The 22,532-nt window shown below is 62.3% G+C and carries 24 protein-coding genes; 6 read left to right on the forward strand and 18 right to left on the reverse strand.

Going from position 1 to position 22,532, the window contains the following annotated elements; all coding sequences use genetic code 11:
- Positions 1–118: 118 nt before the first annotated feature.
- From R3F42_13040 to R3F42_13085, 10 genes are all read right to left on the reverse strand, one after another.
- The gene (locus R3F42_13040) at positions 119–547 is read right to left on the reverse strand and encodes a DUF6573 family protein (protein MEZ5542947.1); all 429 of its coding nucleotides are present in this window, start codon (positions 545–547) and stop codon (positions 119–121) included.
- Between the two features lie 97 nt (positions 548–644).
- Positions 645–1,136 carry a DNA repair protein RadC gene (gene radC / locus R3F42_13045; protein MEZ5542948.1) on the reverse strand — a complete coding sequence of 164 codons (492 nt, stop codon included), beginning with the start codon at positions 1,134–1,136 and terminating at the stop codon, positions 645–647.
- 104 nt (positions 1,137–1,240) lie between these two features.
- Positions 1,241–1,645: an STY4534 family ICE replication protein gene (locus tag R3F42_13050; GenBank protein MEZ5542949.1), complete on the reverse strand. Its 405-nt coding sequence runs from the start codon at positions 1,643–1,645 to the stop codon at positions 1,241–1,243.
- 194 nt (positions 1,646–1,839) lie between these two features.
- Positions 1,840–2,862, reverse strand: coding sequence for a ParM/StbA family protein (locus R3F42_13055; protein ID MEZ5542950.1), 1,023 nt, complete (start codon positions 2,860–2,862; stop codon positions 1,840–1,842).
- Positions 2,863–2,904: 42 nt separating this feature from the next.
- Positions 2,905–3,285: a hypothetical protein gene (locus tag R3F42_13060; GenBank protein ID MEZ5542951.1), complete on the reverse strand. Its 381-nt coding sequence runs from the start codon at positions 3,283–3,285 to the stop codon at positions 2,905–2,907.
- Between the two features lie 75 nt (positions 3,286–3,360).
- On the reverse strand, positions 3,361–4,170 hold the full coding sequence (locus tag R3F42_13065) for a TIGR03761 family integrating conjugative element protein (protein MEZ5542952.1): 810 nt from the start codon (positions 4,168–4,170) through the stop codon (positions 3,361–3,363).
- Positions 4,171–4,345: 175 nt separating this feature from the next.
- The gene (locus R3F42_13070; GenBank protein MEZ5542953.1) at positions 4,346–5,605 is read right to left on the reverse strand and encodes an STY4528 family pathogenicity island replication protein; all 1,260 of its coding nucleotides are present in this window, start codon (positions 5,603–5,605) and stop codon (positions 4,346–4,348) included.
- Positions 5,598–6,206: a DUF2857 domain-containing protein gene (locus R3F42_13075; GenBank protein MEZ5542954.1), complete on the reverse strand. Its 609-nt coding sequence runs from the start codon at positions 6,204–6,206 to the stop codon at positions 5,598–5,600. The genes R3F42_13070 and R3F42_13075 overlap by 8 nt, the downstream gene beginning before the upstream one ends.
- Positions 6,207–6,211: 5 nt before the next feature.
- A complete protein-coding gene (locus R3F42_13080) occupies positions 6,212–7,825 on the reverse strand; it encodes a chromosome partitioning protein ParB (protein MEZ5542955.1) in 1,614 nt (537 codons plus the stop codon).
- The gene (locus tag R3F42_13085; GenBank protein ID MEZ5542956.1) at positions 7,822–8,100 is read right to left on the reverse strand and encodes a hypothetical protein; all 279 of its coding nucleotides are present in this window, start codon (positions 8,098–8,100) and stop codon (positions 7,822–7,824) included. The genes R3F42_13080 and R3F42_13085 overlap by 4 nt, the downstream gene beginning before the upstream one ends.
- A 95-nt stretch (positions 8,101–8,195) precedes the next feature.
- On the opposite strand from R3F42_13085, the gene R3F42_13090 reads away from it, so the two are divergent.
- Positions 8,196–8,882, forward strand: a complete 687-nt coding sequence (locus tag R3F42_13090) for a S24 family peptidase (protein ID MEZ5542957.1) — start codon at positions 8,196–8,198, stop codon at positions 8,880–8,882.
- A gap of 203 nt (positions 8,883–9,085) precedes the next feature.
- Complete coding sequence (locus R3F42_13095; GenBank protein ID MEZ5542958.1) at positions 9,086–9,331, forward strand: AlpA family phage regulatory protein; 246 nt, start codon at positions 9,086–9,088, stop codon at positions 9,329–9,331.
- On the opposite strand, the gene R3F42_13100 is transcribed toward R3F42_13095, so the two are convergent.
- The 3 genes from R3F42_13100 to guaB all read right to left on the reverse strand — a co-directional run bounded on the left by R3F42_13100 (position 9,312) and on the right by guaB (position 14,122).
- Positions 9,312–10,511: a tyrosine-type recombinase/integrase gene (locus R3F42_13100; protein MEZ5542959.1), complete on the reverse strand. Its 1,200-nt coding sequence runs from the start codon at positions 10,509–10,511 to the stop codon at positions 9,312–9,314. The two genes, R3F42_13095 and R3F42_13100, sit on opposite strands and share 20 nt — an antisense overlap.
- Before the next feature lie 306 nt (positions 10,512–10,817).
- Positions 10,818–12,398 carry a glutamine-hydrolyzing GMP synthase gene (gene guaA / locus R3F42_13105; protein ID MEZ5542960.1) on the reverse strand — a complete coding sequence of 527 codons (1,581 nt, stop codon included), beginning with the start codon at positions 12,396–12,398 and terminating at the stop codon, positions 10,818–10,820.
- 263 nt (positions 12,399–12,661) lie between these two features.
- Positions 12,662–14,122 carry an IMP dehydrogenase gene (guaB, locus tag R3F42_13110; GenBank protein MEZ5542961.1) on the reverse strand — a complete coding sequence of 487 codons (1,461 nt, stop codon included), beginning with the start codon at positions 14,120–14,122 and terminating at the stop codon, positions 12,662–12,664.
- Positions 14,123–14,241: 119 nt separating this feature from the next.
- Between guaB and xseA the strand changes: the two genes are divergently transcribed.
- From xseA to R3F42_13125, 3 genes are all read left to right on the forward strand, one after another.
- Entirely contained in the window at positions 14,242–15,615 is a 1,374-nt protein-coding gene (gene xseA / locus R3F42_13115) for an exodeoxyribonuclease VII large subunit (protein ID MEZ5542962.1), read from the forward strand.
- A gap of 71 nt (positions 15,616–15,686) precedes the next feature.
- Positions 15,687–16,541, forward strand: a complete 855-nt coding sequence (locus R3F42_13120) for a peptidoglycan DD-metalloendopeptidase family protein (protein ID MEZ5542963.1) — start codon at positions 15,687–15,689, stop codon at positions 16,539–16,541.
- 124 nt (positions 16,542–16,665) lie between these two features.
- Positions 16,666–17,331 carry a YceI family protein gene (locus R3F42_13125; GenBank protein ID MEZ5542964.1) on the forward strand — a complete coding sequence of 222 codons (666 nt, stop codon included), beginning with the start codon at positions 16,666–16,668 and terminating at the stop codon, positions 17,329–17,331.
- Between the two features lie 25 nt (positions 17,332–17,356).
- Here the strand turns inward: R3F42_13125 and amrS are convergent, their stop codons facing one another.
- From amrS to R3F42_13145, 4 genes are all read right to left on the reverse strand, one after another.
- A complete protein-coding gene (gene amrS / locus R3F42_13130) occupies positions 17,357–18,445 on the reverse strand; it encodes an AmmeMemoRadiSam system radical SAM enzyme (GenBank protein MEZ5542965.1) in 1,089 nt (362 codons plus the stop codon).
- Positions 18,442–19,038 (reverse strand): AmmeMemoRadiSam system protein A, encoded by a 597-nt coding sequence (gene amrA / locus R3F42_13135; protein MEZ5542966.1) that lies wholly within the window; start codon positions 19,036–19,038, stop codon positions 18,442–18,444. Before amrA ends, amrS begins: the two co-directional genes overlap by 4 nt.
- Positions 19,035–19,838, reverse strand: a complete 804-nt coding sequence (amrB, locus tag R3F42_13140) for an AmmeMemoRadiSam system protein B (protein MEZ5542967.1) — start codon at positions 19,836–19,838, stop codon at positions 19,035–19,037. Before amrB ends, amrA begins: the two co-directional genes overlap by 4 nt.
- Before the next feature lie 94 nt (positions 19,839–19,932).
- Positions 19,933–20,430: an O-acetyl-ADP-ribose deacetylase gene (locus tag R3F42_13145; protein MEZ5542968.1), complete on the reverse strand. Its 498-nt coding sequence runs from the start codon at positions 20,428–20,430 to the stop codon at positions 19,933–19,935.
- Positions 20,431–20,542: 112 nt separating this feature from the next.
- Here R3F42_13145 and R3F42_13150 point away from each other — a divergent pair, with 112 nt between their 5' ends.
- Positions 20,543–22,036 (forward strand): 2Fe-2S iron-sulfur cluster-binding protein, encoded by a 1,494-nt coding sequence (locus R3F42_13150; GenBank protein MEZ5542969.1) that lies wholly within the window; start codon positions 20,543–20,545, stop codon positions 22,034–22,036.
- A gap of 42 nt (positions 22,037–22,078) precedes the next feature.
- Here the strand turns inward: R3F42_13150 and R3F42_13155 are convergent, their stop codons facing one another.
- Entirely contained in the window at positions 22,079–22,456 is a 378-nt protein-coding gene (locus tag R3F42_13155; GenBank protein ID MEZ5542970.1) for a ClpXP protease specificity-enhancing factor, read from the reverse strand.
- Positions 22,457–22,532 lie beyond the last annotated feature (76 nt).

A 22,532-nucleotide genomic window follows, 5' to 3' on the forward strand; every position in this document is an offset into this window, starting at 1 on the left:
CTTGGTTCCTCAATCGGAGAGACCATCCCCCATCAGGGAAAAGATCTCCCCGATGGGGTTGGTTGTGTACTCGAGTCATAGACCCGATTGATTTGAAATAACGCTGTTGAAACGCTTCTCAGTCCTCATCAGGCAACAGGATGGTGATCACGGGTTCCCCTTGATCACCTGGGCCGACGATCAGTTTCAGCGTCGCTAGTATTGCCTCCTTCGAATACCCGTCGCGACGCACCCGGTAGAGCTTGAACAACAACCGATCGCCTGAACCTGAGCCCTGTCGAATAGCGTGGGACGCCATGAAGAGCACATCCCACAAACGACCGGATTGGTCCTGATAGACCTGCTTGTCGCTGTCATCCTCCGTCCAGGCTATGCAATCGGCCCAGGCTGCGGATGTCACGGCTACCGGCCATTTGAAACCGGCTTCCTGTGCCATGCTGCCTGTGTCGATCAGTACACCATCTTCGATGGCCTGGGCTCGGGCATAGGTCGAGATAACCTCACCGAAAAACGATTCGGTACTGCGATTAATTGAAGAGTTGGACATGGTGTTCCTCCTGTTAGGAATTAACACCGGGTCACACCTCCTTCCCGACCGGGAAAGTGGATGCTTTCCCGGCTGGGTTTGTGAAAAATTACGAATGTCAGAGCAGGCCACGTTCAGCGAATGACACGCTCTCACCACCGGACACCACGAAGTGGTCGAGCACACGCACATCGACCAGTGCAAGTGCCTCTTTCAGCCGGCGGGTAAGCATTTCATCCGCACGACTTGGCTCCGCGACTCCGGAGGGGTGGTTGTGGAAAAAAACCATGGCGGCCGCATTCACCTCCATGGCTTGTTGCACGATGACGCGCGGATGAACCGAGGCACCGTCGATGGTGCCCTGAAACAACTCGCGCACGGCGATGATCCGATGCCGGTTGTCCAGGAACAGACAACCGAATACCTCGTTGCGGTAGTCGGCCAGACGAAGACGCAGAAAATTGCGCGTCTCATCCGGACTGCTCAAGGTTCTTCCGGCGCGATGCTTGATCGCCAATACCTTCATCGCCAACGTCACCACTGATTGCTTCTCCGCGTCGTTGAGCTCCGACGGTGTTAGACCAATGAACCGGTCTTCCGTGTTTTTCATGACTGATCTCCTCGAATGAACGGGGAGACCAGACCCGCGGGGGGATGATCCCCCGATGGGTTGGAAGGTGGCCGGGTAATTGAGTTACCCGGCCGGATGTGGACTTACGCAGCGCTCTCTTGCTCCGTGAAGAACGGCTGGCCATCGACCTTGGCCCATGACACGCGAAGCAACCGGGCCTTCAGACTGACACCGGTCTCGCCTGCCTTGTCGCCGTTCTTGAAGGTGAAGGGTTCCGCATACAGATCACTGAGCGTGAATCCGATGAGCACCTTCAATTTGCCCTCCACGGCCGACTTGAGCTGGCGCACAATTTCCTGCGCCTTCTTGCCGGACACGGGACACTCGAAGTGAGTGTATTGGACGTTGTCGACACTGCCGCGAAGGGCAGCGATGGTGACGCTCAGAAAAGGGCTCCCCTCTTCCGGCGTCACCTCACGGACACGGTTGAGATAACCGATGCCGTTGGTGTGAAGATCGAAATACTTGGTACTTTCGTTGTTGGACATAGCGTTTACTCCTTCAGGTTGTTTTCATCCGGAGCAAGCGCGACCCTGACGGGAAGGCTTCCCCGGCAGGGTTGGTGAATAACGGAAACGATAACGTTTCCTTGCTGGACCGAGGCTTTCGCCGCGGCGCCTGTTGCACGGTCCTAAGGCGCCTTATTTGTCACTGAGACCGCAGTGACCACGTATAAAACCTGTCAGGCCACGTTCGACTCATCACAAACGTATTGCAGATACTTCAACATCCCGCGTGCGTTGGCGAAGGCCGGGTGTTCGGCGATGGCCTGGTTGGGAAACCAATTGGCGATGTGCTCCGCCAGCGCCACGGTGCCACCGCCGACGAACACTATCCGGTCCAGTTCCACGCCCAGCCCGAGTTGGCGGCGGGTCTCCGCATACAGGCGTTCCACCAACTCCCGCTTGGCAGCGTCAACCAGTTCCGCGACATCGTGATCCTTGCCGTGCAAACGCACGACGCCACATTCAACGGCGGATGACACCAGTTGCTCGCCCACGCTCTCAAGATCGAAGCGTTCCTGGATGCCGTTGGCCACGTGTTGTTTCACGTCCAACATGCCGCCCTGCAGGGAACCCGATGAGGCGTGAACGACGCCCTGATCCTTTACGACCACGTAGTCCGTGGTGCGCCCGCCGATGTCCACGATGGCGATCGGCACCGACAAGCGTGCTTCATCGAGGATGGCTTCGTTGGCTTTGGTAACGATGACATAGTCGTACCATGCGGCCAGCGCCTCCGGGATCACCTCGTGGAACGCGATCGCAGCGGGCAGTCGCTCAGTCTTCGGTTGCACCGCCTGCTTCAAGCTGAGGCGCTTCTTCTCGATGGTGTCGCGGCGCTGCTCGCCGTTCTTCTTGTAGAAGGCACTGACGGGAAGACCGGAGACCGCATGAATGGAGCGACCCGCCAAACCTGCTTCCTGCAGGGCATGCTGGACGATGACGCGGTTCAGGCCCGAGGTGGGATAGCCTTCGAAATGCGTGGGCGCACCGTCAAGAGCGCCCACCGCATACACGGCCCCTTCGGTTTCGTATTCGAAGATGCGTTGTCGGCCCTTATCGATCCAGGTGACGCCAGCCTTGCCCACCCTGGCCCGCGAGGGAATGGCAATCAACCTGCCATCCGGCAGAGCCACCTTGGTAAATGCATAACCGTCATCGACACCTACCTGGATGGGTGTCATCGTATTGGAATCCGACATCGTTGCTCCTCCGTTCTTGTCTTGTGTTTTATGCAACCGGCCTCAGCCGATCACCTTTCTCAGGCCAGCGAAGGGCTTACCCTGACCCGCCGCGTTGTTCGCTTCGATTGCCACTGGCGTCGTTTCGGTTTCGGTAGCCGATGGAGCCGATGGTTGTGCCAACCACGCGGCAAACGCGGTTCGTGGTTGCCTCGTCGACACGCCTTGTCCTTGCGGTGGTCTCATCGGTTGCGGAACAATCTCATCCTGCACCACCCGCAACGATTGGCATTCATGGCGAAAGCCCTGGACCAGGAGACCGCGCAACCACTCTTGACGCCGAGCTTCTGGAATTCGCTCCAGCCGGTTCAGGATCAGGGCCTCGAATGCCACGCGCGGATCAAGCTGTAATGCGATGCGTTTGCCTGCCGTTGTCTTAGCCATACGGCATCGGCCCCACCGTTATTGACCAAGTCGTTGCAGGAGTATGAGGAACCGAGCGCCGCATACCAGCGAAAACTAGGTGCTACCAGTGACGTCGTTTACGGAAGCCGCGATATCCGCTTTTGTTGCGGAATCAACGGGCCGTAGTCGGATGTGCTTGGCCGCCTCTTCGGGGAATCGGATTTTGCGGGGTGCCAGCGGTGCCTGGCGCGCTCCGTTCAACACGTCTTCCGGAACTTCGCCCATGAGCTGGCGGGCGCGACTCGCATTGGCGGTGCCTTGTTGGAGTGCCGTGCGATCGATGTTGAGGAAGTGATAGCCTTGCGGTACTGCGAACGCGCCGCGGATCTTGCTCGCACATGCATTGAGTAAACCTTCCATCGCCGCGCCGGTTAGCACTCCCACATGGTGGGCGGTCAATAGCGTGCGCACAAACCTGTCGTACTCGGCGATCAGTTGTGCGCCACGATAGGCGTAGGGATTGGCGAACTGCAGCGCGATCCGGAACGGCTTCATCGACTCCGCCACGGCCACCTCCAAAGCGGTGAGCTGTTCGAGGTGTGCGTCCAATGCGGCCTGCTCGTTCTTGACCAGGTCACGCACCCTTTCCAGTGCCTCGTGCACCTTCACCAGCCACCAATCGGCATAGGGATCGTCACTACGTGCCGCCTGCCAGATCACACGCAAGCGATCGGCAAATCCCACCAGTCCGATGATCGCCGGTTTGTCGGCGTTGCCGTTGCGCCCGCGGATCAACCGTTGCGCCTGCCGGGTCTGGACCGTCAACCACGCTTGTCCACGCAGCGCTCCCGGACCGGCATCGACGTTCGTTTCTTCCGGGCGCAGTTCTGTCTTTTGTTCTGGATCCGATTTACCGAAATTCATGCGCCATATCCTTCATCCTAATTGACTTTGAATGAGCCCTCATCAATCCATGACCGGCGCCGACAGACAAGGCTTTATTCATGCACGGTTCGACGTGTTTGAAATCGCAAGATGAAAATAAGAAGAAGACGAGTCGATGGCGGTTACACTGTAACCACCACATTGCCGGTATCAGTCAGCCTGATTCGTTGTCGCTCTTCGGGCGTGCCGGCAGGTTGAGCGACTTGCGTAGCTCAGCGAGTTGTCTTTGACCTGAGGCGCTGGAACTATCGCGACGCTTCGCCTCTGCCAGACTTTGTTCCTGTTGCTTCTGGTACCTTAGGCGCGCCTTCTCCCGCTCGATGCGTTCGTCGCGCACCTTGATGCCGAGATTCGGTACGAACTCACCCTTGTTCGCGGCGCGACACAGAAAGTGCAGGAAGCGCATTTCGTCGTACACGGGTTTCATGCCCTTTTGCTCCGAACGAAACCGGCCTTCCAGCTCATCGAGGATGGACTGGCGTGCAGCTGCAGGTACGGATTTCAGATAACGATCTGCCAGTTCGCGCTGATTGTCCGAGAGGCGCTTGGGATAGATCAGGGGTGGCTCGTTATTCAATGGCCCTGAATTTTCAACCTCGCCTGTAGTTTTTGTAGTAGTAGTTTTATTTATATAACTACTACAACTACTCGACTTCGAATTTTGTGGGCTCAAAATTTGGAGCGCTGTTTCATCCGCCTTTGAATTTTGGTCCCGGTGATCCGCGCCGTCTTCACTGACCACGTTGCGCAGTTGCGTCATTACCTTTGCGCTGAACGCAAAATAGCGCCGCGCTGAATCCTGCTGGATCACCTCCGCCGCCTGCATACGACGTTCGAGTGGATGGCCTTGCGCACAAATATCGAGACCTTCCTGAATATCCTCGTCGATGGTATCCAACACGCCCTTGGCGACCAGGCGCACGCGCGCATGATGATGCCCGAGCGACTGCTGCAGGAACTTCATATAGTCCGGGTCCAGATGCAGGGCGTCCACTAACGGGAGAGGTTCGTCGTGCAGCGCATACACGTTGCCGCGGAAACGGCCACTCGCTTCGCGCAGCCGCGCGCACAAGGTCAGCCAACGAGTGGCGCGCAGAATGGCGATAGCCCGGGAGATGGTCGATGTGGATGAGACGTTGGTCTTCTTGGCGAGATACTCATAACTGGGGAACGCCGTACTACCACCGGTCTCCTGGGCCTGCAGCATGATGACCATCCATGCAAGCTTGTCCACGGGTTCGAGTACAGGGTCTTGCACCACCAGTGTGGGGAACGCCTGATGCCGGTTCCCCATGAACAACATGGTATCAGTGTGCGTGCTACCCGATTCCTGTTGTGCCCGTTCGATGGTTGCCAGTATCAGTGCATCGAGTGCATGGGTCTCGGGTCGGAGTCCGCGAGAACCTTCACCCATCCGAACACGCTCGCTCCGCAGAATCGTGACCGCTTCGTCCTGTCAGATCACCGTATTGATTCCAACGTTGCGTCAAGTTCCATATGGCCCGCATCGATATGCCGGTTTCACGGTGGATAGCAAGATACTGGTCCGGCTGGAGCGGACCCTCTTCTTCGCGGTTCGCCTGTTGGACCCAGACGTTCCATAGCTTGTGTGTGCTCTCTTCGTCGGGTTCCGCCGGACGGCCGACCGATGGATCGACGGTGAGCATACGACGCAGCCGCGTGTATTCGCGGGAGCCCAAACCGAAGAGTGTTTGCATCATCTCCAATGGTGCATCAGCGGCGATCAGCACTTGTTGCAGGTCTTCGGATTCGCGCTGCCGGCGCAGGTGGTCGATCATGGGCCAGTACACGTCCCGGTTGAGAACGATATCCAGACAATGGGCCCGCAAGGACTCGACGCGATAGAGATCGGCCAGGTTCATCTCGCGCAATGCCTCGATTTCGCGCGGACCGAAGTTCATGTTGCGCAGCGCAGCTTGATCGCCTTCGGCCAGGCAGCGGATCGCATACATCAGCACGGCCGTGATCAAATCAGATTCCTTGGTCCCATCCATCGCGTCTACTCCCAGAGCCTGACCTGCGAGGCCTCCGCCGCACGACGAATACGACGGTAGGTGTCCATCAAGTTGAGCAGATCCTGCCAGTCCTGCTCGCCGAGTTGGCGCCACAGGCGATAGCCGGTGTGTCCCGGGTCCAACGTCCAGACGCTGTTAAAGAGCAGACCGGCATCCTGGTTCTCAAGCGCCCGGCGCAGGATCGAGTCGTCGGACAAAGTGGTGATGACGGCATCCAGTGGCGCCACGGTCATTTCCGCACAAGCCGCGAGGTGCCACCACAACATGGAGACTTGACCGAGCGTGTCGGCGTCCAACTGATCGGCCAACGACGAGTCCGGCACGTCACGGAGGATGAATCCGAGTCCCTTTCCGGACAGAGGCGCGACCAGGCCGCCGATACCATTGCGTTGCGCGAGACGAGCGGCCAGCGTCCAAGCACGAGCACGCAGCGATTTGAGGTCCGTGGTAACGGGTTGGCTAAGCGTGATCGAACTCTCGACGGAATCCGCCCTTGCCTCGATCGAGTCATCCGGTGGTTCCTCTGACTCTTCCTCCGAAGCATCGGGCACATTCACAATCGATGGTCGTTGCGATGGAGACGCTTCACGCTTAGATGCCGCATCTGAGTTACTACCGCGTGAGTCACCAATATTCTGGTCCTCGGCGACACATTTCCCTTTCACCAGAGAAACTACTGGAGCAGCGTCTCTTTCCTCCGGTGCATCTGCATCGTGGTCGTTCTCGATGATTGGAATTTCGATCTCGCGGCCTGAAAGCTGCGCATCCAGCTCAACGCGAATGGCCTGGATGCTCACCTCGAGCTCTTCCGCAATCTCGATCTCAATTGCATTGCGTAACAGTTCGATATCCCACTCGGGACCGTCGTATCGTTCACACAATGCCGCGAACACTGCACCGAAGGATTCGTCATCACCCAGCTTGCGCTTATTCCAGATACAGCGCGCCGCCCTGTCCAGGGCGCGAATTCGTTCCACCTGCGGTCGGCCGAGACCCGACTTCAACGCACGAGGAATCACCGGAAACAAGGTGTGAACCGCGTAGCCCATCTGGGAGATCAACCCATGGCTCAAGCTGTAGCCGCGCTCTCGGAGTATCGTTTCAAGATGGCGCTGCGAAAGACTATCGATGGCCATCTCCTCTTCCAGAAGCGTCTTGGCCTCGAACACGGCCTGGGCCTTGTCGATGAAACTTAATCCGCCGCGCAGATCGTTTTCCCTCAGATGCGCCAGGAGCACATCCGACTCTTGATGCCACGGTTTGAACAGGCAATCGACCCATTGGAATCGTTCGTCGCCCGTTTCCTGATACAACGTCTGCAGGATGTGCAGCCGCGTGTTGCCGCCGGCGCCGACAATGTAGTCGACTTCCCCGGGTCGGCAGGTGACGACCAAGGGCTGATCCATTCCATCGGCACGGATGGAGGCCTTGATGCGATCGTATTCCGGATTCTCGTTTCGGCGGGGATTGCGGTCGTAGGCCTTGATGCACGTTACCTCCAGGCGCAACGGTGTCGGCCCATCCGGCAGTATCCCGGGCTCGGGTGATGGCGAAGGACTGGCTGGTGTAGTCTTTTTGTCGGCGGCCCGTTTATTCATGGTGATACGCCATAGTCGATATCGGGCTCCTCGCGCACGCCGGCGAAGATCTCCGGGTGCCTGACCAGGCTTTCCCTTGGTACCACCTTGAGCCGACCGTCGGATTTCCTGGCCAGCCGCCGGGTGATTTGCTCAATCCGGGTCGCCAGCAGGGCGCTGGCGTAGCGATGCCGTCCCGCCAACTGGTAGAGATACGAGACGGAATCGCTACAAACCTCGGCTATTTCGGCGCGTTCCCGCTTGGTTGCCGCCCTTAGAAAGTCTTTTAACTCCATGACAAAAACATTAGCATTGAGCTAATTCTCTGGCAAACACCGCGTGTTTATCTTTGTGCTAAATTTTACAGTAATCTGGTGCTATACTATTTCGCATGAAGCGAAAACCCGAAAAGGTCAGGCTCCTGAATCTAGAGCTACTGATCGCCGAGGCCGGTTCTGCGGCCAAACTCGCCCGGGTCGCCGGCACCAATAGTTCCTATCTGAGCCAGGTCCGAAATCAAATGCCCACCAAGAAGGGCACGCCCAGGGGAGTGGGTGATGATCTGGCGGAAAAGCTGGAACGTGGCATGGGAAAACCGTTGGGCTGGATGGATGAAGCCCACGACGACCCATCGCAGCAACCAGCTGAGTCCCCAGAACCGAACGCCGATGAAGGGCCCGATATTCGCAGCTTGCGGCCGCTGATTTCCTGGGTGCAGGCGGGTGAATGGTCTGAGATTTCCGAAGGTTTCGCCCCGCAATACGGGGTAGAACTGCTCCCCTGTCCCGTAACGTGCAGCCCGGAATCCTTTGTATTGCGCGTTCGCGGCTCAAGCATGGAGCCCAAATTCCATGAAGGTGATCTGATTTTTGTGGACCCCGATGTCGCCGCAGTACACGGGAAATACGTGGTGGTACGCATCGATGAATCCAACGAGGCCACCTTCAAACAACTGATCGTCGAAGGGAACCGGCAGTACCTGAAGGCACTGAATCCGGACTGGCCGAACCGCATCATTGAACTCAATACGACCGCGACCATCGTCGGCGTCGTAGTGTTCAAAGGTGAAGTCGTGTGAGCGAACTTGCCTACCTCGAGGACCGCAATCACACTTTGTCTCGTTAAGCCCGCCCGGCAACCCCATCAGCGTTCTCTTGTTAGGCAAAGTGCTTATCACTTTGCTAAACATTCTCTTTTGTCAGAAAGATTCGCACCGTGCTAACGTTATAGCATTGTTAATCCAAACTCCGGTATCCGCATTACCGGGACGGAGAGAATGCGATGGACGAAGCACACCGGACTCTGCCGGGAAAGACACTGATCAATCGAAAGACACTGCTGGCCATGATCCCGCTGTCGGAACGCGCCATTTTCAACATGGAGAAGCGCGGAGATTTCCCACGCCGAATCGCACTCACGAGCCGAAACGTTGCGTGGGATCTGGCTGAAGTGGAGGAATGGATCGAATCGCGAAAGCGATCCGGAGAACAGGCCGACCGCCCTGGCGTTACCGCCGTTGCCCGTTAGTCCACTCGTCAATCATGTCTGCCCAGTCTTGCAACATCGCCGTACGCTGCTCTCGGTACTCGGCCTTGTTATAGATGGCTCTCACCCCCTTCTGCTCATGAGCAAGACATTTCTCGATCCAGTCCGTGTTGTAGCCGGCCTCATGCAGTAGCGTGCTGGCCGTACGGCGAAGATCATGCGGGCCGAATTTGGAGAGTGGTTCACCTTTCTTCTGGGCAGCCTGATACGTCAACGTCATGACTCGATTCAACGTTGCGGCGCTCATAGGCACGTCCGAATCGTATCGTGACGGAAGCACGAATTCAGATCCACCCGCAAAGGTCTTGAGCGCGATGAAAATATCGAGCGCCTGACGAGACAGGTACACCAGATGCGGGTTCCTCCGTTTCATCCGTTCTTTCGGGATAGTCCAAAGTGCCTCGCTGAAATTAACCTCGGACCATGTTGCATTGGACAGCTCCGATTTTCGAACCATCGTTAGCAATAACAGCTTTATCGCCGCTCGGTATTGGGGCGATGTCCCCACCCGATCCATGTACCGGTACATCAAGCCAATCTCGGCCGGTGTTAACGCGCGATCGCGCGGCTCGAATCGGGCGATGCTTGTCGGGCGCACCATCTCGGCAGGGTTCTCCACCTTCTGCCCGCGTTCGATTGCCCAACGATAGACCTGCAACACCACTTCGCGAGCATGCACCGCCGTTGCTGGCGCGCCTCTTTCGACGATGGCATCGGTCAATGCACGCAGATCTTCATGCGTGATTTCGGCGAGCTTCTGACTACCAAATTGCTTTTTCAATTCTCGTGTATAAACCGACTTGCGCATGTCGCGCGTCGAGTCAGCCATCTGATAGCCACGCAGCCACTTTTCAGCCCATGCACCGAACGTCTCGGCATCTTTCACGCGCGCCTTGTCACGCGCCTTTTCCCTGGCAGGTGATTTCCCGGCTGCCACCATCTTCTTCGCTTCGTTCAATCGTTCCCGCGCTTCCGAAAGCGTGATGCCACCCGTTCCATACCGGCCTATCGTCAGCGTCTCCTGACGCCCGTTGACCGAGTAGTTATATCTGAAGGAGATGGCTCCTGCCGGCGTCACCGCTGCATAGAGCCCATCGCGGTCGTTCACCTTGTAGAGCTTGTCTCCAGGCTTCAAGTTACGCAGCTTGGTATCCGTCAGCATGACAATGTCCTCCCTTGGGTATAAATACCATGATTCGGTACAGCGTGTTTTTCGATTAAAAACACTTTAATATCAATATGATGTAAATTTTCGATACCATGAACTTCCAGAAAAACATGGTATGGTATTTTGTCGCGATCATGGTATGAGATATGACGATACCATCAAACATACCATTAAAAAAGGCTGCTTGAGCGTGCTCGCCAGTGCCGGCAAGTGCCAGACACAAACACAAAAAAGCCCGCTATTACGCGGGCTTAGGTGTGTTTTGATGCCTTCAGGTGCCAGTGGGTGCTGGACGCCGGATCATTCCCACTCGATGGTCGCAGGCGGCTTGCCGGAGATATCGTAGGCGACGCGCGAGATATGCGGCACCTCGTTGATGATGCGGCGCGAGACGGTATCGAGAAACTCGTATGGCAGGTGCGCCCAGCGCGCGGTCATGAAGTCGATGGTCTCCACGGCGCGCAACGCCACCACCCAGGAGTAGCGCCGCCCGTCGCCGGTCACGCCGACCGAGCGCACCGGCAAGAACACCGTGAAGGCCTGACTGACCGCGTCATAGAGCTGGTGCCGGCGCAGTTCCTCGATGAAGATGTGATCGGCCAGGCGCAGGCAGTCGGCGTATTCCTTCTTCACCTCGCCCAGGATGCGCACGCCCAGCCCCGGCCCCGGGAACGGATGGCGGTAGACCATGTCGTAGGGCAGGCCGAGCTCGATACCGAGCTTGCGCACCTCGTCCTTGAACAGCTCGCGCAGCGGCTCGAGCAGTTTCAGTTTCATGTCCTCCGGCAGACCGCCGACGTTGTGGTGCGACTTGATCAGGTGCGCCTTGCCGGTCTTGGCGCCGGCGGATTCGATCACGTCGGGATAGATCGTGCCCTGCGCCAGCCACTGGGTGTCGGCACTGAGCCGCGCGGCCTCCTCCTCGAAGACCTCGATGAACAGGTTGCCGATGATCTTGCGCTTGCGCTCCGGATCGCTCACGCCGTCGAGCGCGGCGAGAAAACGCGCCTCGGCGTCGACGCGGATCACGCGCACGCCCATGTGTTCGGCGAAGGTCGCCATCACCTGGTCACCCTCGCGGTAGCGCAGCAGGCCATTGTCGACGAACACGCACACCAGCTGGTCGCCGATCGCCTTGTGCAGCAGCGCCGCAACCACCGAGGAATCCACGCCGCCCGACAGGCCCAGCAGCACCCGCTCGCCGCCGACCCGCGCACGGATGTCGCGGATGCTGCTCTCGACGATGTGGTCCGGGGTCCACAGGGCGTCGCAGGCGCAGATATCGATGACGAAGCGCTGCAGGATGCGCCCGCCCTGGCGGGTGTGGGTCACCTCGGGATGGAACTGGATGCCATAGTAGCCGCGCTCGTCGTCGGCCATGCCGGCGATCGGCGCGCTGTCGGTCTCGGCGATCACCCGGAACCCGTCCGGCAGCGCGATCACGCGGTCACCGTGACTCATCCACACGTCGAGCAGACCGTAGCCGGCCTCCGACATGTGATCCTCGATGTCGGTCAGCAGGCGCGAGTGACCGCGTGCGCGCACCTGGGCATAGCCGTACTCGTGGTGGTCGGCATTTTCCACGCGTCCGCCGAGTTGCGCCGCCATGGTCTGCATGCCGTAACAGATACCGAGCACCGGCAGGCCGGACTCGAACACCACGGCCGGCGCACGCGGCGAGGTCGCTGCCGTGACCGTCTCGGGTCCGCCGGAAAGAATGATGCCGCGCGCCCCGAATTCAGCGATCTGCCCGACCTCGGCATCCCAGGGGAAGATCTCGCAGTACACCCCCAGCTCGCGCACGCGGCGCGCGATCAGCTGGGTGTACTGGGAACCGAAATCCAGGATCAGGATGCGATGGGCATGGATGTTATCGGTCATCAGGCAATTCCGGTAGCGAGGGTGTCAGCACCTGCTTCCACCTGCGAAGCGCGCGCCGTGGAAAACAAACGGGAAATGGGTACGACCTGAATGGTACTTCCACAGGCCGATGATCCTGTCATTCCGGACGCAGCGCAGTGTAGATCCGGAATCCAGTTCGACCGGTTCCCGCACATTCTGGATTCCCGCCTGCGCGGGAATGACGGCACACAAAGCAAATAATTCTTACGCAAGCGCCATCCGGCAATGTACCTGTTGGGACATCAGGTATCGAGCCGGTAGTTGGGCGCTTCCTTGGTGATGGTCACGTCGTGGACGTGGCTCTCGCGCATGCCGGCATTGGTCACGCGGATGAATTCCGGCCGTGTGCGCATTTCATCGATACTGGCGCATCCCGTGTAGCCCATGCTGGAACGCAGGCCGCCCATGAGCTGGTTCAGGATGCCGATCATCGAGCCCTTGTACGGGACGCGGCCCTCGATACCCTCGGGCACCAGCTTGTCCGGTTCGCCGCCCTCCTGGAAATAGCGGTCGCTGGAACCTTCCTTCATGGCGCCCAGTGAACCCATGCCGCGATAGGCCTTGTAGGAGCGGCCCTGGTAGAGCTCGACCTCGCCCGGCGCCTCCTCGGTACCGGCCAGCATGCTGCCGATCATCACCGACCACGCGCCGGCAGCCAGTGCCTTGGCGATATCGCCGGAATAGCGGATGCCGCCGTCCGCGATCAGCGGAATGCCGTCCCGGCGCAGTTCCTCGGCGACGTTGGCGACCGCGGATATCTGCGGCACGCCGATGCCGGAAACGATACGAGTGGTACAGATCGAGCCGGGACCGATGCCGACCTTGACCGCGTCCGCGCCCGCCTCGACCAGCGCGCGCGCCGCCGCCGCGGTGGCGATGTTGCCGCCGATCACCTGCAGGTCGGGATAGTGCTGCTTCACCCAGCGCACGCGGTTGAGCACGCCCTGGGAATGGCCGTGCGCGGTATCGACCACCACCACGTCGACCTCGGCCGCCGCCAGCGCCTCGATACGGGCCTCGCTGTCGCCGCCGGTGCCGACCGCCGCGCCGACCCGCAGGCGGCCATACTCGTCCTTGCAGGCGCTGGGGAAGTCCGTGGATTTCTGTATGTCCTTGACCGTGATCATGCCGCGCAGCTTGAAATCGTCGTTGATGACCAGCACGCGCTCGATGCGGTGCTTGTGCAGCAGCGCGATCACCTCATCCTTGGAGGCACCCTCGTGCACGGTCACCAACCGGTCCTTCGGCGTCATCACGCTGGAGACCGGATTGTCGAGGTTGGTCTCGAAGCGGCGGTCACGGCTGGTGACGATGCCGACCAAGTCGTCGCCGTCGACCACCGGCACGCCGGAGATGTTGTTGGCGCGGGTCAGCGCGATCACGTCGCGGATGCTGGTACTCGGCGCGACCGTGATCGGGTCCTTGATGACCCCGCTCTCGAACTTCTTGACCCTGCGCACCTCAGCCGCCTGACCTTCGATGGGCAGGTTCTTGTGGATGATGCCGATGCCGCCTTCCTGCGCGAGGGTGATGGCGAGGCGCGACTCGGTGACGGTATCCATGGCCGCCGAGAGCAGCGGGATCTGCAGGCGGATATCGCGGGTCAGCTGGCTGTGCAGACTGACGTCGCGCGGCAGTACGTTCGAATGTGCGGGCAGCAGCAGGACGTCATCGAAGGTAAGGGCTTCCTGCACAATGCGCATGGGTATTCGGTTCCCGCCGGTGACTGGTGGCCGCCCATTATAGGGACTGGAACGACGCCGGTAAACCGCGCCCCGACGGGATCCGCAGACAGCCCCGGATTCGGGTATGCTCTGCGATCATGCCCGCGCTGACGACTCCGACGGACTCTCCGCCCCCGGCACGCGACGTGTTCACCGTCGCGCGCCTGAACCTGGCGGCACGCACCCTGCTGGAACAGGGTTTCCCGCGCATCTGGATCGAGGGCGAGCTGTCCAACGTCTCCCGACCCGCCTCGGGGCACCTGTATTTCACCCTCAAGGACAGCCAGGCCCAAGTGCGCGGCGCCATGTTCCGCAACCGCAACCAGCTGCTGCGCTTCCGCCCGGAGGAAGGCATGCAGGTACTGGTACGGGCGAAGGTCAGCCTGTATGAACCCCGCGGCGACTACCAGCTGATCGCCGAGACGATGGAAGCGGCCGGCGACGGCGCGCTGCGGGCCGCCTTCGACGCGCTCAAGCACCGGCTCGAGCGCGAGGGCCTGTTCGACGCCGCACACAAGCAGCCGCTGCCGGCGCTGCCCGCCCGCATCGGCGTGATCACCTCGCCCACCGGCGCGGCATTGCGCGACGTGCTGAGCGTGCTGCGCCGGCGCTTTCCGGCCATTCCGGTCCTGGTGTACCCGGTTCCCGTCCAGGGCCGCGAGGCCGGGCGCGAGATCGCCGCCATGCTGGCCAGCGCAGACCGCCGCAACGACTGTGACGTCCTCATACTGACCCGTGGCGGCGGCTCGCTCGAGGACCTGTGGGCCTTCAACGAGGAGGTCGTCGCCCGCGCCATCCATGCCTGTCACATCCCGGTCATCAGCGCCGTGGGACACGAAATCGACTTCACCATCGCCGACTTCGCGGCCGACCGACGCGCCCCGACGCCCTCGGCGGCGGCCGAACTGGTCAGTCCCGACCAGGCGGAGTGGCTGGCACGGGCGGACGCCCTGCAGGCCCGCGCGGTCAGGCGCATGCAGGGCCAGCTCGAAGCCCGCCGCCGCCAGCTCGGCTGGCTCGAACAGCGCCTGGCCCTGCGCCATCCAGGCCAGATACTGCGCCGCCATGCCCAGCGCCTGGACGAGCTGGAGAGCCGCTCCCGCCTCACTATCCGCTCTTATTTCAGCAGATTGGATTCTTATGTTCATAAGTTGCATGCAGTTCTGCAACAACAGACCCCGCGCCACCGCATCCACCGCACCGAAGCGCTGCGCCAGGCCCTGGCCGCCCGTCTGCAGGTCGCCATCGACGCCGTGCTCGCGCACCGGCAGCGCCGCCTGGCACTGGCCTGCAAGGCACTCGACACCGTCAGCCCGCTGGCCACGCTGGAGCGCGGCTATGCCATCGTCCGCCGCGCCGGCGCACGAGAGATCCTGCGCCGGGCCGCTGCTGTCCGGCCGGGCGAGCGGGTGACCGCGCGCCTCGCGCACGGCAGCCTGCAATGCACGGTCGACGCCGTCGAACCGGACTAGCGCCGTCTTGGCGCGGCGGGAACCGCGCGTTAGAGTCAATCGCAGCACCGTCACGGGAGGAACCGACCCACATGCCCAGCCGCCGCCTCGCAGCCCTGTTCGCCGCCCTCGCCTGCCACAGCCTGGCCCACGCCCTGCCGTCGGATACCACGCCCGTGCCCGGCGGCATCGCCGTCCTGCGCCTGCCCGCGGATGCGGATGCCGGCACGCTGCGCTACAACGGCCGCAAGGTGCTGGTGACCCGGCTCGAGGGCGCCGACCATGCCGTGATCGGGCTGGCGCTGGGAACCAAGCCCGGACGCTACCAGCTGCAGGGCAAGACCACGCAGGGCCAGGCATTCAAACTCGCCTTCGAGGTCGCGGCCAAGCAATACGAGGAACAGCGCATCACCATCAAGGACAAGCGCAAGGTGAACCCGGAACCACGCGACCTGGAACGCATCGGGCGCGAGAAGAAACAGATCGATGCGGCGCTGGAGCACTGGTCCGACCGCGACGGGGTCGTGGTCGACTTCCACCCCCCGGTCGCGGGCCCGACCAGCAGCCCGTTCGGGCTGCGCCGCTATTTCAACGACCAGCCACGCAGCCCGCACAGCGGCCTGGACATCGCCGCCGCCGAGGGCACGCCGATCCATGCCCCGGCCCCGGGCACCGTCATAGAGACCGGCGATTTCTTCTTCAACGGCAAGACGGTGCTGATCGACCACGGCCAGGGCCTGGTTACCATGTACTGCCACATGAGCAGCATCGACGTGACACCCGGCACCACGCTCGCGACCGGCGCGGTCATCGGCAAGGTCGGGATGACCGGCCGCGTCACCGGTCCGCACCTGCACTGGGGCGTCAGCCTGAACGACGCGCGGATCGACCCGACGCTGTTCCTGGCGCCGGATTACACCGCGGATCCTGCGCCGGGCGGTGAATAAGGCGGTCGCAGCGGTACGCCGGCAGCGCCGCATGCGGGCACCGACTTGACCGTGGTCAAGTGCAACCAGCCGGCGCGGGCATAAGCTCTAGAAACATAATGCCTGTCCAGCACCGTCTCGCCGCATGCAACTCACCCGCCTCATTCACCTGATCCTGACCGCGCTGCTGGCGCTGGCGGCCGGCAACGCCCGGGCTGCCGAACCCTGCACGCCCTTCGAAGGCGGGCGCGTGGACGCGAAACTGCTCGCGGAGATGCGCGCGGCCGCGCACGAGGGACGGCTGTACCGGGTCGTGCCCGGACACTCGAAGGTGGGATTCTGCGTGCGCTACTTTCCGTTCCAGGAGTTCCGCGGCGAGTTCACCAACGTCGTCGGCGGACTGACGCTGCCGCCCGATACGGAGCGTCATGGCCAGGCCCTGCTGCTGATCCACACCACCGCCATGGAATCCAGCAATCCGGATCTCGATCCACTCGTCCAGGGCCACGAATTCATGGACGTCGAGCATTATCCCGAAATCCTGTACGTAGGCCGTGCCTTCCAGTGGTACAACCCGCTGCAGGCCTACATCTATGGCGACATCACCCTGCGCGGAATCACGCAACCCGTGGTGTTCAATATCGAGATCGACGCACCGGAGCGGGACGCGGAAGGCAATCCCGAAACCATCCATCTGCGCGGCACCAGCGAGGTCAACCGCACGCAATTCGACATGCGCACCCATCGCATCATGATCAGCGAGACCGTGCGACTGTGTCTGTCCGTGGAACTGGTACGCTGGGAGCCCTGAGCCGCGCCGCGGCCGGCACACCGGTTCAGCGCGCGATCCGGACCGGGACGCGGCGCCCGCCGAAGGCGCCCTGGTAATCGCCGAAACGGCCGGCCAGCGCGGTGTTGCAGTCGGGACAACGGCCATCCGCACTCACCCGGTATTCCAGGATGTCGTACCAATCGCGCACGATCAGCGCCCGGTGACAGCCGGGGCAGTAGGTGGTGCCGCCATCGCGGTCGTGCACGTTGCCGGTGTAGACGTAATGGAGGCCCGCCTCCAGCGCGATCCGGCGGGCGCGGGCGAGCGTCTCCGGCGGCGTGGCCGGCACGTCGCGCATGCGGAAATCGGGATGGAAGGCGGTGAAATGCAGCGGCACCTCCGGCCCCAGTTCCGCCATGATCCAGCGGCTCATGCGCCGGATCTCGTCGTCGCCGTCGTTATGGCCCGGGATCAGCAGCGTGGTGATTTCCGTCCAGACCTGTGTCTCGTGGTGCAGGTAGACCAGGGTGTCGAGCACCGGCTGCAGGTGGGCCCCGGTCAGCCGGTAGTAGAAGTCGTCGGTGAAGGCCTTGAGGTCCACGTTGGCCGCATCCATGACGGCGAAGAATTCGCGGCGCGGCTCGGGATGGATGTAGCCCGCCGTCACCGCGACGGTCTGGAGCCCCAGCGCATGGCAGGCCCTGGCCGTGTCGATGGCGTATTCGGCGAATATCACCGGGTCGTTGTAGGTGAATGCCACGCTCCTGCTGCCCGATTGCTGCGCCGCCTGCGCAATCGCCTCCGGGCTGGCCTGGTCCATGAGCCGGTCCATGTCCCGCGACTTGCTGATATCCCAGTTCTGGCAGAACTTGCAGGCCAGGTTGCAGCCGGCGGTGCCGAACGACAGCACTGCGGAGCCCGGGTAGAAATGGTTGAGCGGCTTCTTCTCGATCGGGTCGACGCAGAATCCGGACGAGCGGCCGTAGGTCGTGAGCACCATGCGCTCGCCCTCGCGCATGCGCACGAAGCAGGCGCCGCGCTGGCCCGCATGCAGCCTGCAGTCGCGCGGACACAGGTCGCACTGGATGCGACCGTCCGGCAGCGCGTGCCACCAGCGTGCCGGGTACAGCGCGGTTGCAGCGCTCGCCTTCATGCCGCCCCGCGCTCGGGTTCGCGCCACTTGCGCACGCGATAACGTGCCAGGCGGATACCGTCATCCCAGAAACCGGGCGGCAGTCCGGCCTTGCGCTTGAGCTGGGCCAGGAATTCCTCCGGGCTTGGCAGGGCATCCCACACTTGCGGCAGAAAGGTGCCGCGGGCCTGGCCATAGGTCAGGACCACGCCGTCGACACCGGGACGCAGCCGGGCGATGGCATCGGCCTGCGAGGTGAACTCCATGGCCTCGGGCACGGACAGCAGCGAAACCTCGATGCACGTGGCATCCAGCTCCTGTACGCGCAAAGGCGGGAAACGCGGATCGCGCACGGCCGCGGCGACGGCATTCGCGCGCACGTCCTCCAGCAGCTGCCGGTAGGCCTCGAGACTGCCGATGCAGCCGCGCAGGTCGCCGTTCAGGGTCAGCGTCACGAAGCTAGCGCCCGGCTCCAGCAGCCAGGCGGCCGGCGTGTAGGCGACTCCCGCCGCGCCCAGGCGGCGCGCGATCGCGTCGCGCGCCACCGCCAGCAGCGTGGGATCGTCCGCCGCGGGCTGCAGCCCGGGCTCGGTCAATTCGGGCAACGGCTTCATGCCGCCTTCGCCTCGTAGAAGGCGATCGCGCAGTAGCCGACCACGCGCGCATGATCACCGGCGGTGTCACCCGAATTGCGCAGATCCAGCACCTCGGCCGTGAGACCGCGGTCGGCGGCGAAGGCCAGCAGGCCGTTGACCGGCGTGGCGCCACAGGCCTCGTCGTGGTCTATGTCCGCCCGCAGTTCCAGGATGCGCTGTACCGTCTCTTCATCCACGCGGCGTGCCGCCCGGTACGGCAGGTAATGCGAGAGATCGGAGCTGATCACGACCAGCGTCTCGGCACCGCCCCAGACGCGGTCCAGCACGGCAGCGACCTCCGCCTGGGTGGCATCGCCGACGGCCAGGGGCAGCAGGGTGAAATCGCCCAGCACGGTCTGCAGGAACGGCAGGTGCACTTCCAGCGAATGCTCCTGGGCGTGCACGGCATCGTTCACCGTCACTGCCGGGAGCTTGCGCAGTGCCGCCATCGCCGCCGTGTCCAGCGGCACCTCGCCCAGGGGCGTGGTGAACGCGGTGGCTGCGGGCAACGCCAGGCCGCGCACCGGTATCCGGTGCACCGGACCCAGCAGCACGACGCGGCGGATACGGCCGGCCAGCGGTGCCAGCCGGGCATAGGCGCTGGCGGCGACCGGTCCCGAATAGACATACCCGGCATGGGGCACGATCAGGGCCTTGGGAGGACGCAGCGCGCCGCCGTCCGGCACCGCGGCGAGCAGCGCGCGCACCTGCGCGGACAGCTCGGAGCGGCTCGATGGATAGAACAGGCCCGCCACGGCAGGCGCACGCGATGAATTCATGGACACCTCGATCTCACTTACCTCTTACATGTGGCCGCGGCCGGCAAACACAAGCGCGGCCGGAGTGACAAATCGCCGCACCCGCCGGCGGGCTTCAGTCCGGCTGCCCCAGCGCGGCACGGTAGAGCGCGGCATCCGCGTCGCTGTAGCAGCAGGCGATGAGACGCTCGAAGCGCGACTCGTACTCGCGCAGCGCCGTCAGTGCGATGCGCGCTGCCTCCGCCCGCGGGAAACCGTACACGCCGGTACTGATGGCGGGAAAGGCGATACTGTGTACATCGTTCTGCAGTGCCAGCTCACAGCTGTTGCGGTAGCAGGCCCGCAGCAATGCCGCCTCGTAGTTCGTGCCGCCCTGCCATACGGGTCCGACGGTGTGGATCACGCGCCGCGCCGGCAGTCCGAAACCGGGGCTGATCTTGGCCTCGCCCGTACGGCAACCGCCCAGCGTCCGGCAGAACTGCGCAAGCAATGGGCCGGCCGCGCGGTGAATGGCGCCATCCACCCCGCCGCCCCCGAGCAGACTGCTGTTCGCCGCATTGACGATCGCGTCGAGTGCGAGGGTGGTGATATCCGCGGTAACGATCTCGATCACGTCCGGTTGCCAGGGTTTGCGCTGCTGCGAGTATAGCAGCCCGGCGCGGATTGCCTCTTCTTGCCGTTGCGTTATAGTGTTATGGCACGAACCGCGGGGGGACCGGAACGGGATGCTGCCAAACTTGATCACGTTGTCGCGTGCTGCGCGCCTGGTCGGCGTCAAGCGCGGCACCCTGCAGAAACAGATCCAGCGTGGTGAACTGCGTACCTTCGAGGGCGAGCTGCTGCTGTCCGACCTGCTGCACGCCTATCCGCAGACCGAAATCGAAGACAGCACCATGCTGGAACGGGTCGGCGCTATCAAGGAACAGGCCGTCAACAAGATCATCCGTGCGGAAGTGGACAAGCCGGATGTCGATACACTCTACGCGCGCGTGCTCTCGCTCGGCCGGGAACTGGCTGCGGCGCGCGCGCAGGCACGCCGCAGCGAGGGCCTGGTCGAAAGCCTGAAGCGGAAATTCGGCGAGCCAGCGGCCGGCGCGGCAGACGAGCGCACGCTGGCGGCAGCCTACACCGGCCTGCGCGACTGGTTCTTCCAGACGCTGGAGGCGGCCGAATCACCGGATGATTCCAGCGGTTTCTTCGCACGGGAGGCGTTTCTCAGGGTCATGGCTGCTCAGGTCAGAATCGTGCCCAGTGGGCACGAGTTTTTCATCGAGGGTTCCGATTCCCTGCTGGAGGCCGGGTTACGCGGCGGCCTGGCGCTCGATTACGGCTGCAGCAACGGCAACTGCGGCATGTGCAAATGCCGGGTGGTATCGGGCGAGGTCAAGAAGATAGCGCCGCATGACTACGCGCTCTCCGAAACGGAAAAGGGTCTCGGCTACATCCTCGCCTGCTCCTATACCGCGGTGACGGACGTGGTCCTGGAAGCCAACGAGGCACACGGCGCGGGCGACATCCCGCAACAGGAGATCGAGATCAGGATCAGGAAACTGGAACAGCCCGATGACCGGGTGGTCATTCTGCATGCGAGAACCCCGCGCACCCGGCGCCTGCGCTTCCTCGCCGGCCAGTTCCTGACGCTCGGCCGCGACGACCTGCCGGCCCGCGAGTGCGCCATCGCCAGCTGCCCATGCGATGACATGAACCTGCAGTTCCATATTCCGGTCACGGCCGGCGACCCGTTCAGTGACTGGCTCGGCACGCTGAAGCCCAACGTCGGACTGACCATCCGCGGGCCAAACGGCGACTTCACGCTCGACGAGGATTCGCCGCGTTCGCTGGTATTCATCGCCGTCAACGCCGGCTTCGGCCCGGTGAAGAGCCTGATCGAGCATGCCATGGCCCTCGATATCGCCGAGACCATCGACCTGTTCTGGATCATCACACCCGGGAACAGTCATTACCTGGGCAACCTGTGCCGGTCCTGGGACGATGCGCTCGACAATTTCACCTATCACCCGCTCGCGGCAAGCGCGACGCAGCCGGTCGAGACGCTGTTGCCCGCCATCCTGGGGCGACTGGAAGACGCCGGCAGCCGGGACTTTTACGTCTGCACGCCGTCGCCGCTGCTCGATGCGCTTGAGGGTTTCCTGCGCACCAGCGGCATCCCGGCGCCGCAGATCCGCATGGAACCGGTGCGCCAGGGCACGTCGACCTGATCCCTGTCAGGCACCGCTTTTACTCGCAGACGCGGTCCGCGCCTACTTGACGATCTTGAGAGAGGGACGTTTGCCGGATGGCGGTTCGCTTGGCGACGGGGAACTGCCACCATCGTGGTCACTGAACACCATGCCGCGACCGTTCTCCTTGGCGTAGATGGCCAGCACCGCGTCGACCGGCACATACACATCCGTCGCGATGCCGCCGAAACGCGCCCGGAAGGCGATGGCGTCGTTACCCAAGGTCAGGCCCTCGACGGCGGCCGGGCTGATATTGAGCACGATCTTGCCGTTCTGCCCGTGCTGGGCCGGGATATCGACCCCTTCACCCTCGATATCCACCAGCAGGTGCGGGGTCATTTCATTGTCCAGGATCCATTCGTGGATGGCACGGACAAGGTAGGGACGACTGCTGTTCATGGGCAAGACAATACTAGAACCCATGCCATTATGCCACGCGGCCCGCGCGGCATAACGGTGCAGGCAACCGCTGACC

This window comes from Pseudomonadota bacterium (genome assembly GCA_041395565.1).
Taxonomy (GTDB): Bacteria; Pseudomonadota; Gammaproteobacteria; order UBA9214; family UBA9214; genus UBA9214.

Excerpts from the sequence above, each read along its gene's own strand:
- R3F42_13065 (MEZ5542952.1), bottom strand. The coding sequence starts at position 4,170 with ATGAATTTCGGTAAATCGGATCCAGAACAAAAGACAGAACTGCGCCCG.
- R3F42_13050 (MEZ5542949.1), bottom strand. The coding sequence starts at position 1,645 with ATGTCCAACAACGAAAGTACCAAGTATTTCGATCTTCACACCAACGGC.
- R3F42_13085 (MEZ5542956.1), bottom strand. The coding sequence starts at position 8,100 with ATGGAGTTAAAAGACTTTCTAAGGGCGGCAACCAAGCGGGAACGCGCC.
- guaA (MEZ5542960.1), bottom strand. The coding sequence starts at position 12,398 with ATGACCGATAACATCCATGCCCATCGCATCCTGATCCTGGATTTCGGT.
- R3F42_13070 (MEZ5542953.1), bottom strand. The coding sequence starts at position 5,605 with ATGGGTGAAGGTTCTCGCGGACTCCGACCCGAGACCCATGCACTCGAT.
- R3F42_13060 (MEZ5542951.1), bottom strand. The coding sequence starts at position 3,285 with ATGGCTAAGACAACGGCAGGCAAACGCATCGCATTACAGCTTGATCCG.
- amrS (MEZ5542965.1), bottom strand. The coding sequence starts at position 18,445 with ATGAAGGCGAGCGCTGCAACCGCGCTGTACCCGGCACGCTGGTGGCAC.
- R3F42_13125 (MEZ5542964.1), top strand. The coding sequence starts at position 16,666 with ATGCAACTCACCCGCCTCATTCACCTGATCCTGACCGCGCTGCTGGCG.
- R3F42_13150 (MEZ5542969.1), top strand. The coding sequence starts at position 20,543 with ATGCTGCCAAACTTGATCACGTTGTCGCGTGCTGCGCGCCTGGTCGGC.
- R3F42_13120 (MEZ5542963.1), top strand. The coding sequence starts at position 15,687 with ATGCCCAGCCGCCGCCTCGCAGCCCTGTTCGCCGCCCTCGCCTGCCAC.
- R3F42_13080 (MEZ5542955.1), bottom strand. The coding sequence starts at position 7,825 with ATGAATAAACGGGCCGCCGACAAAAAGACTACACCAGCCAGTCCTTCG.
- R3F42_13040 (MEZ5542947.1), bottom strand. The coding sequence starts at position 547 with ATGTCCAACTCTTCAATTAATCGCAGTACCGAATCGTTTTTCGGTGAG.
- R3F42_13090 (MEZ5542957.1), top strand. The coding sequence starts at position 8,196 with ATGAAGCGAAAACCCGAAAAGGTCAGGCTCCTGAATCTAGAGCTACTG.
- amrA (MEZ5542966.1), bottom strand. The coding sequence starts at position 19,038 with ATGAAGCCGTTGCCCGAATTGACCGAGCCCGGGCTGCAGCCCGCGGCG.
- guaB (MEZ5542961.1), bottom strand. The coding sequence starts at position 14,122 with ATGCGCATTGTGCAGGAAGCCCTTACCTTCGATGACGTCCTGCTGCTG.
- R3F42_13100 (MEZ5542959.1), bottom strand. The coding sequence starts at position 10,511 with ATGCTGACGGATACCAAGCTGCGTAACTTGAAGCCTGGAGACAAGCTC.
- R3F42_13055 (MEZ5542950.1), bottom strand. The coding sequence starts at position 2,862 with ATGTCGGATTCCAATACGATGACACCCATCCAGGTAGGTGTCGATGAC.
- R3F42_13155 (MEZ5542970.1), bottom strand. The coding sequence starts at position 22,456 with ATGAACAGCAGTCGTCCCTACCTTGTCCGTGCCATCCACGAATGGATC.
- R3F42_13095 (MEZ5542958.1), top strand. The coding sequence starts at position 9,086 with ATGGACGAAGCACACCGGACTCTGCCGGGAAAGACACTGATCAATCGA.
- radC (MEZ5542948.1), bottom strand. The coding sequence starts at position 1,136 with ATGAAAAACACGGAAGACCGGTTCATTGGTCTAACACCGTCGGAGCTC.
- amrB (MEZ5542967.1), bottom strand. The coding sequence starts at position 19,838 with ATGAATTCATCGCGTGCGCCTGCCGTGGCGGGCCTGTTCTATCCATCG.
- xseA (MEZ5542962.1), top strand. The coding sequence starts at position 14,242 with ATGCCCGCGCTGACGACTCCGACGGACTCTCCGCCCCCGGCACGCGAC.
- R3F42_13075 (MEZ5542954.1), bottom strand. The coding sequence starts at position 6,206 with ATGGATGGGACCAAGGAATCTGATTTGATCACGGCCGTGCTGATGTAT.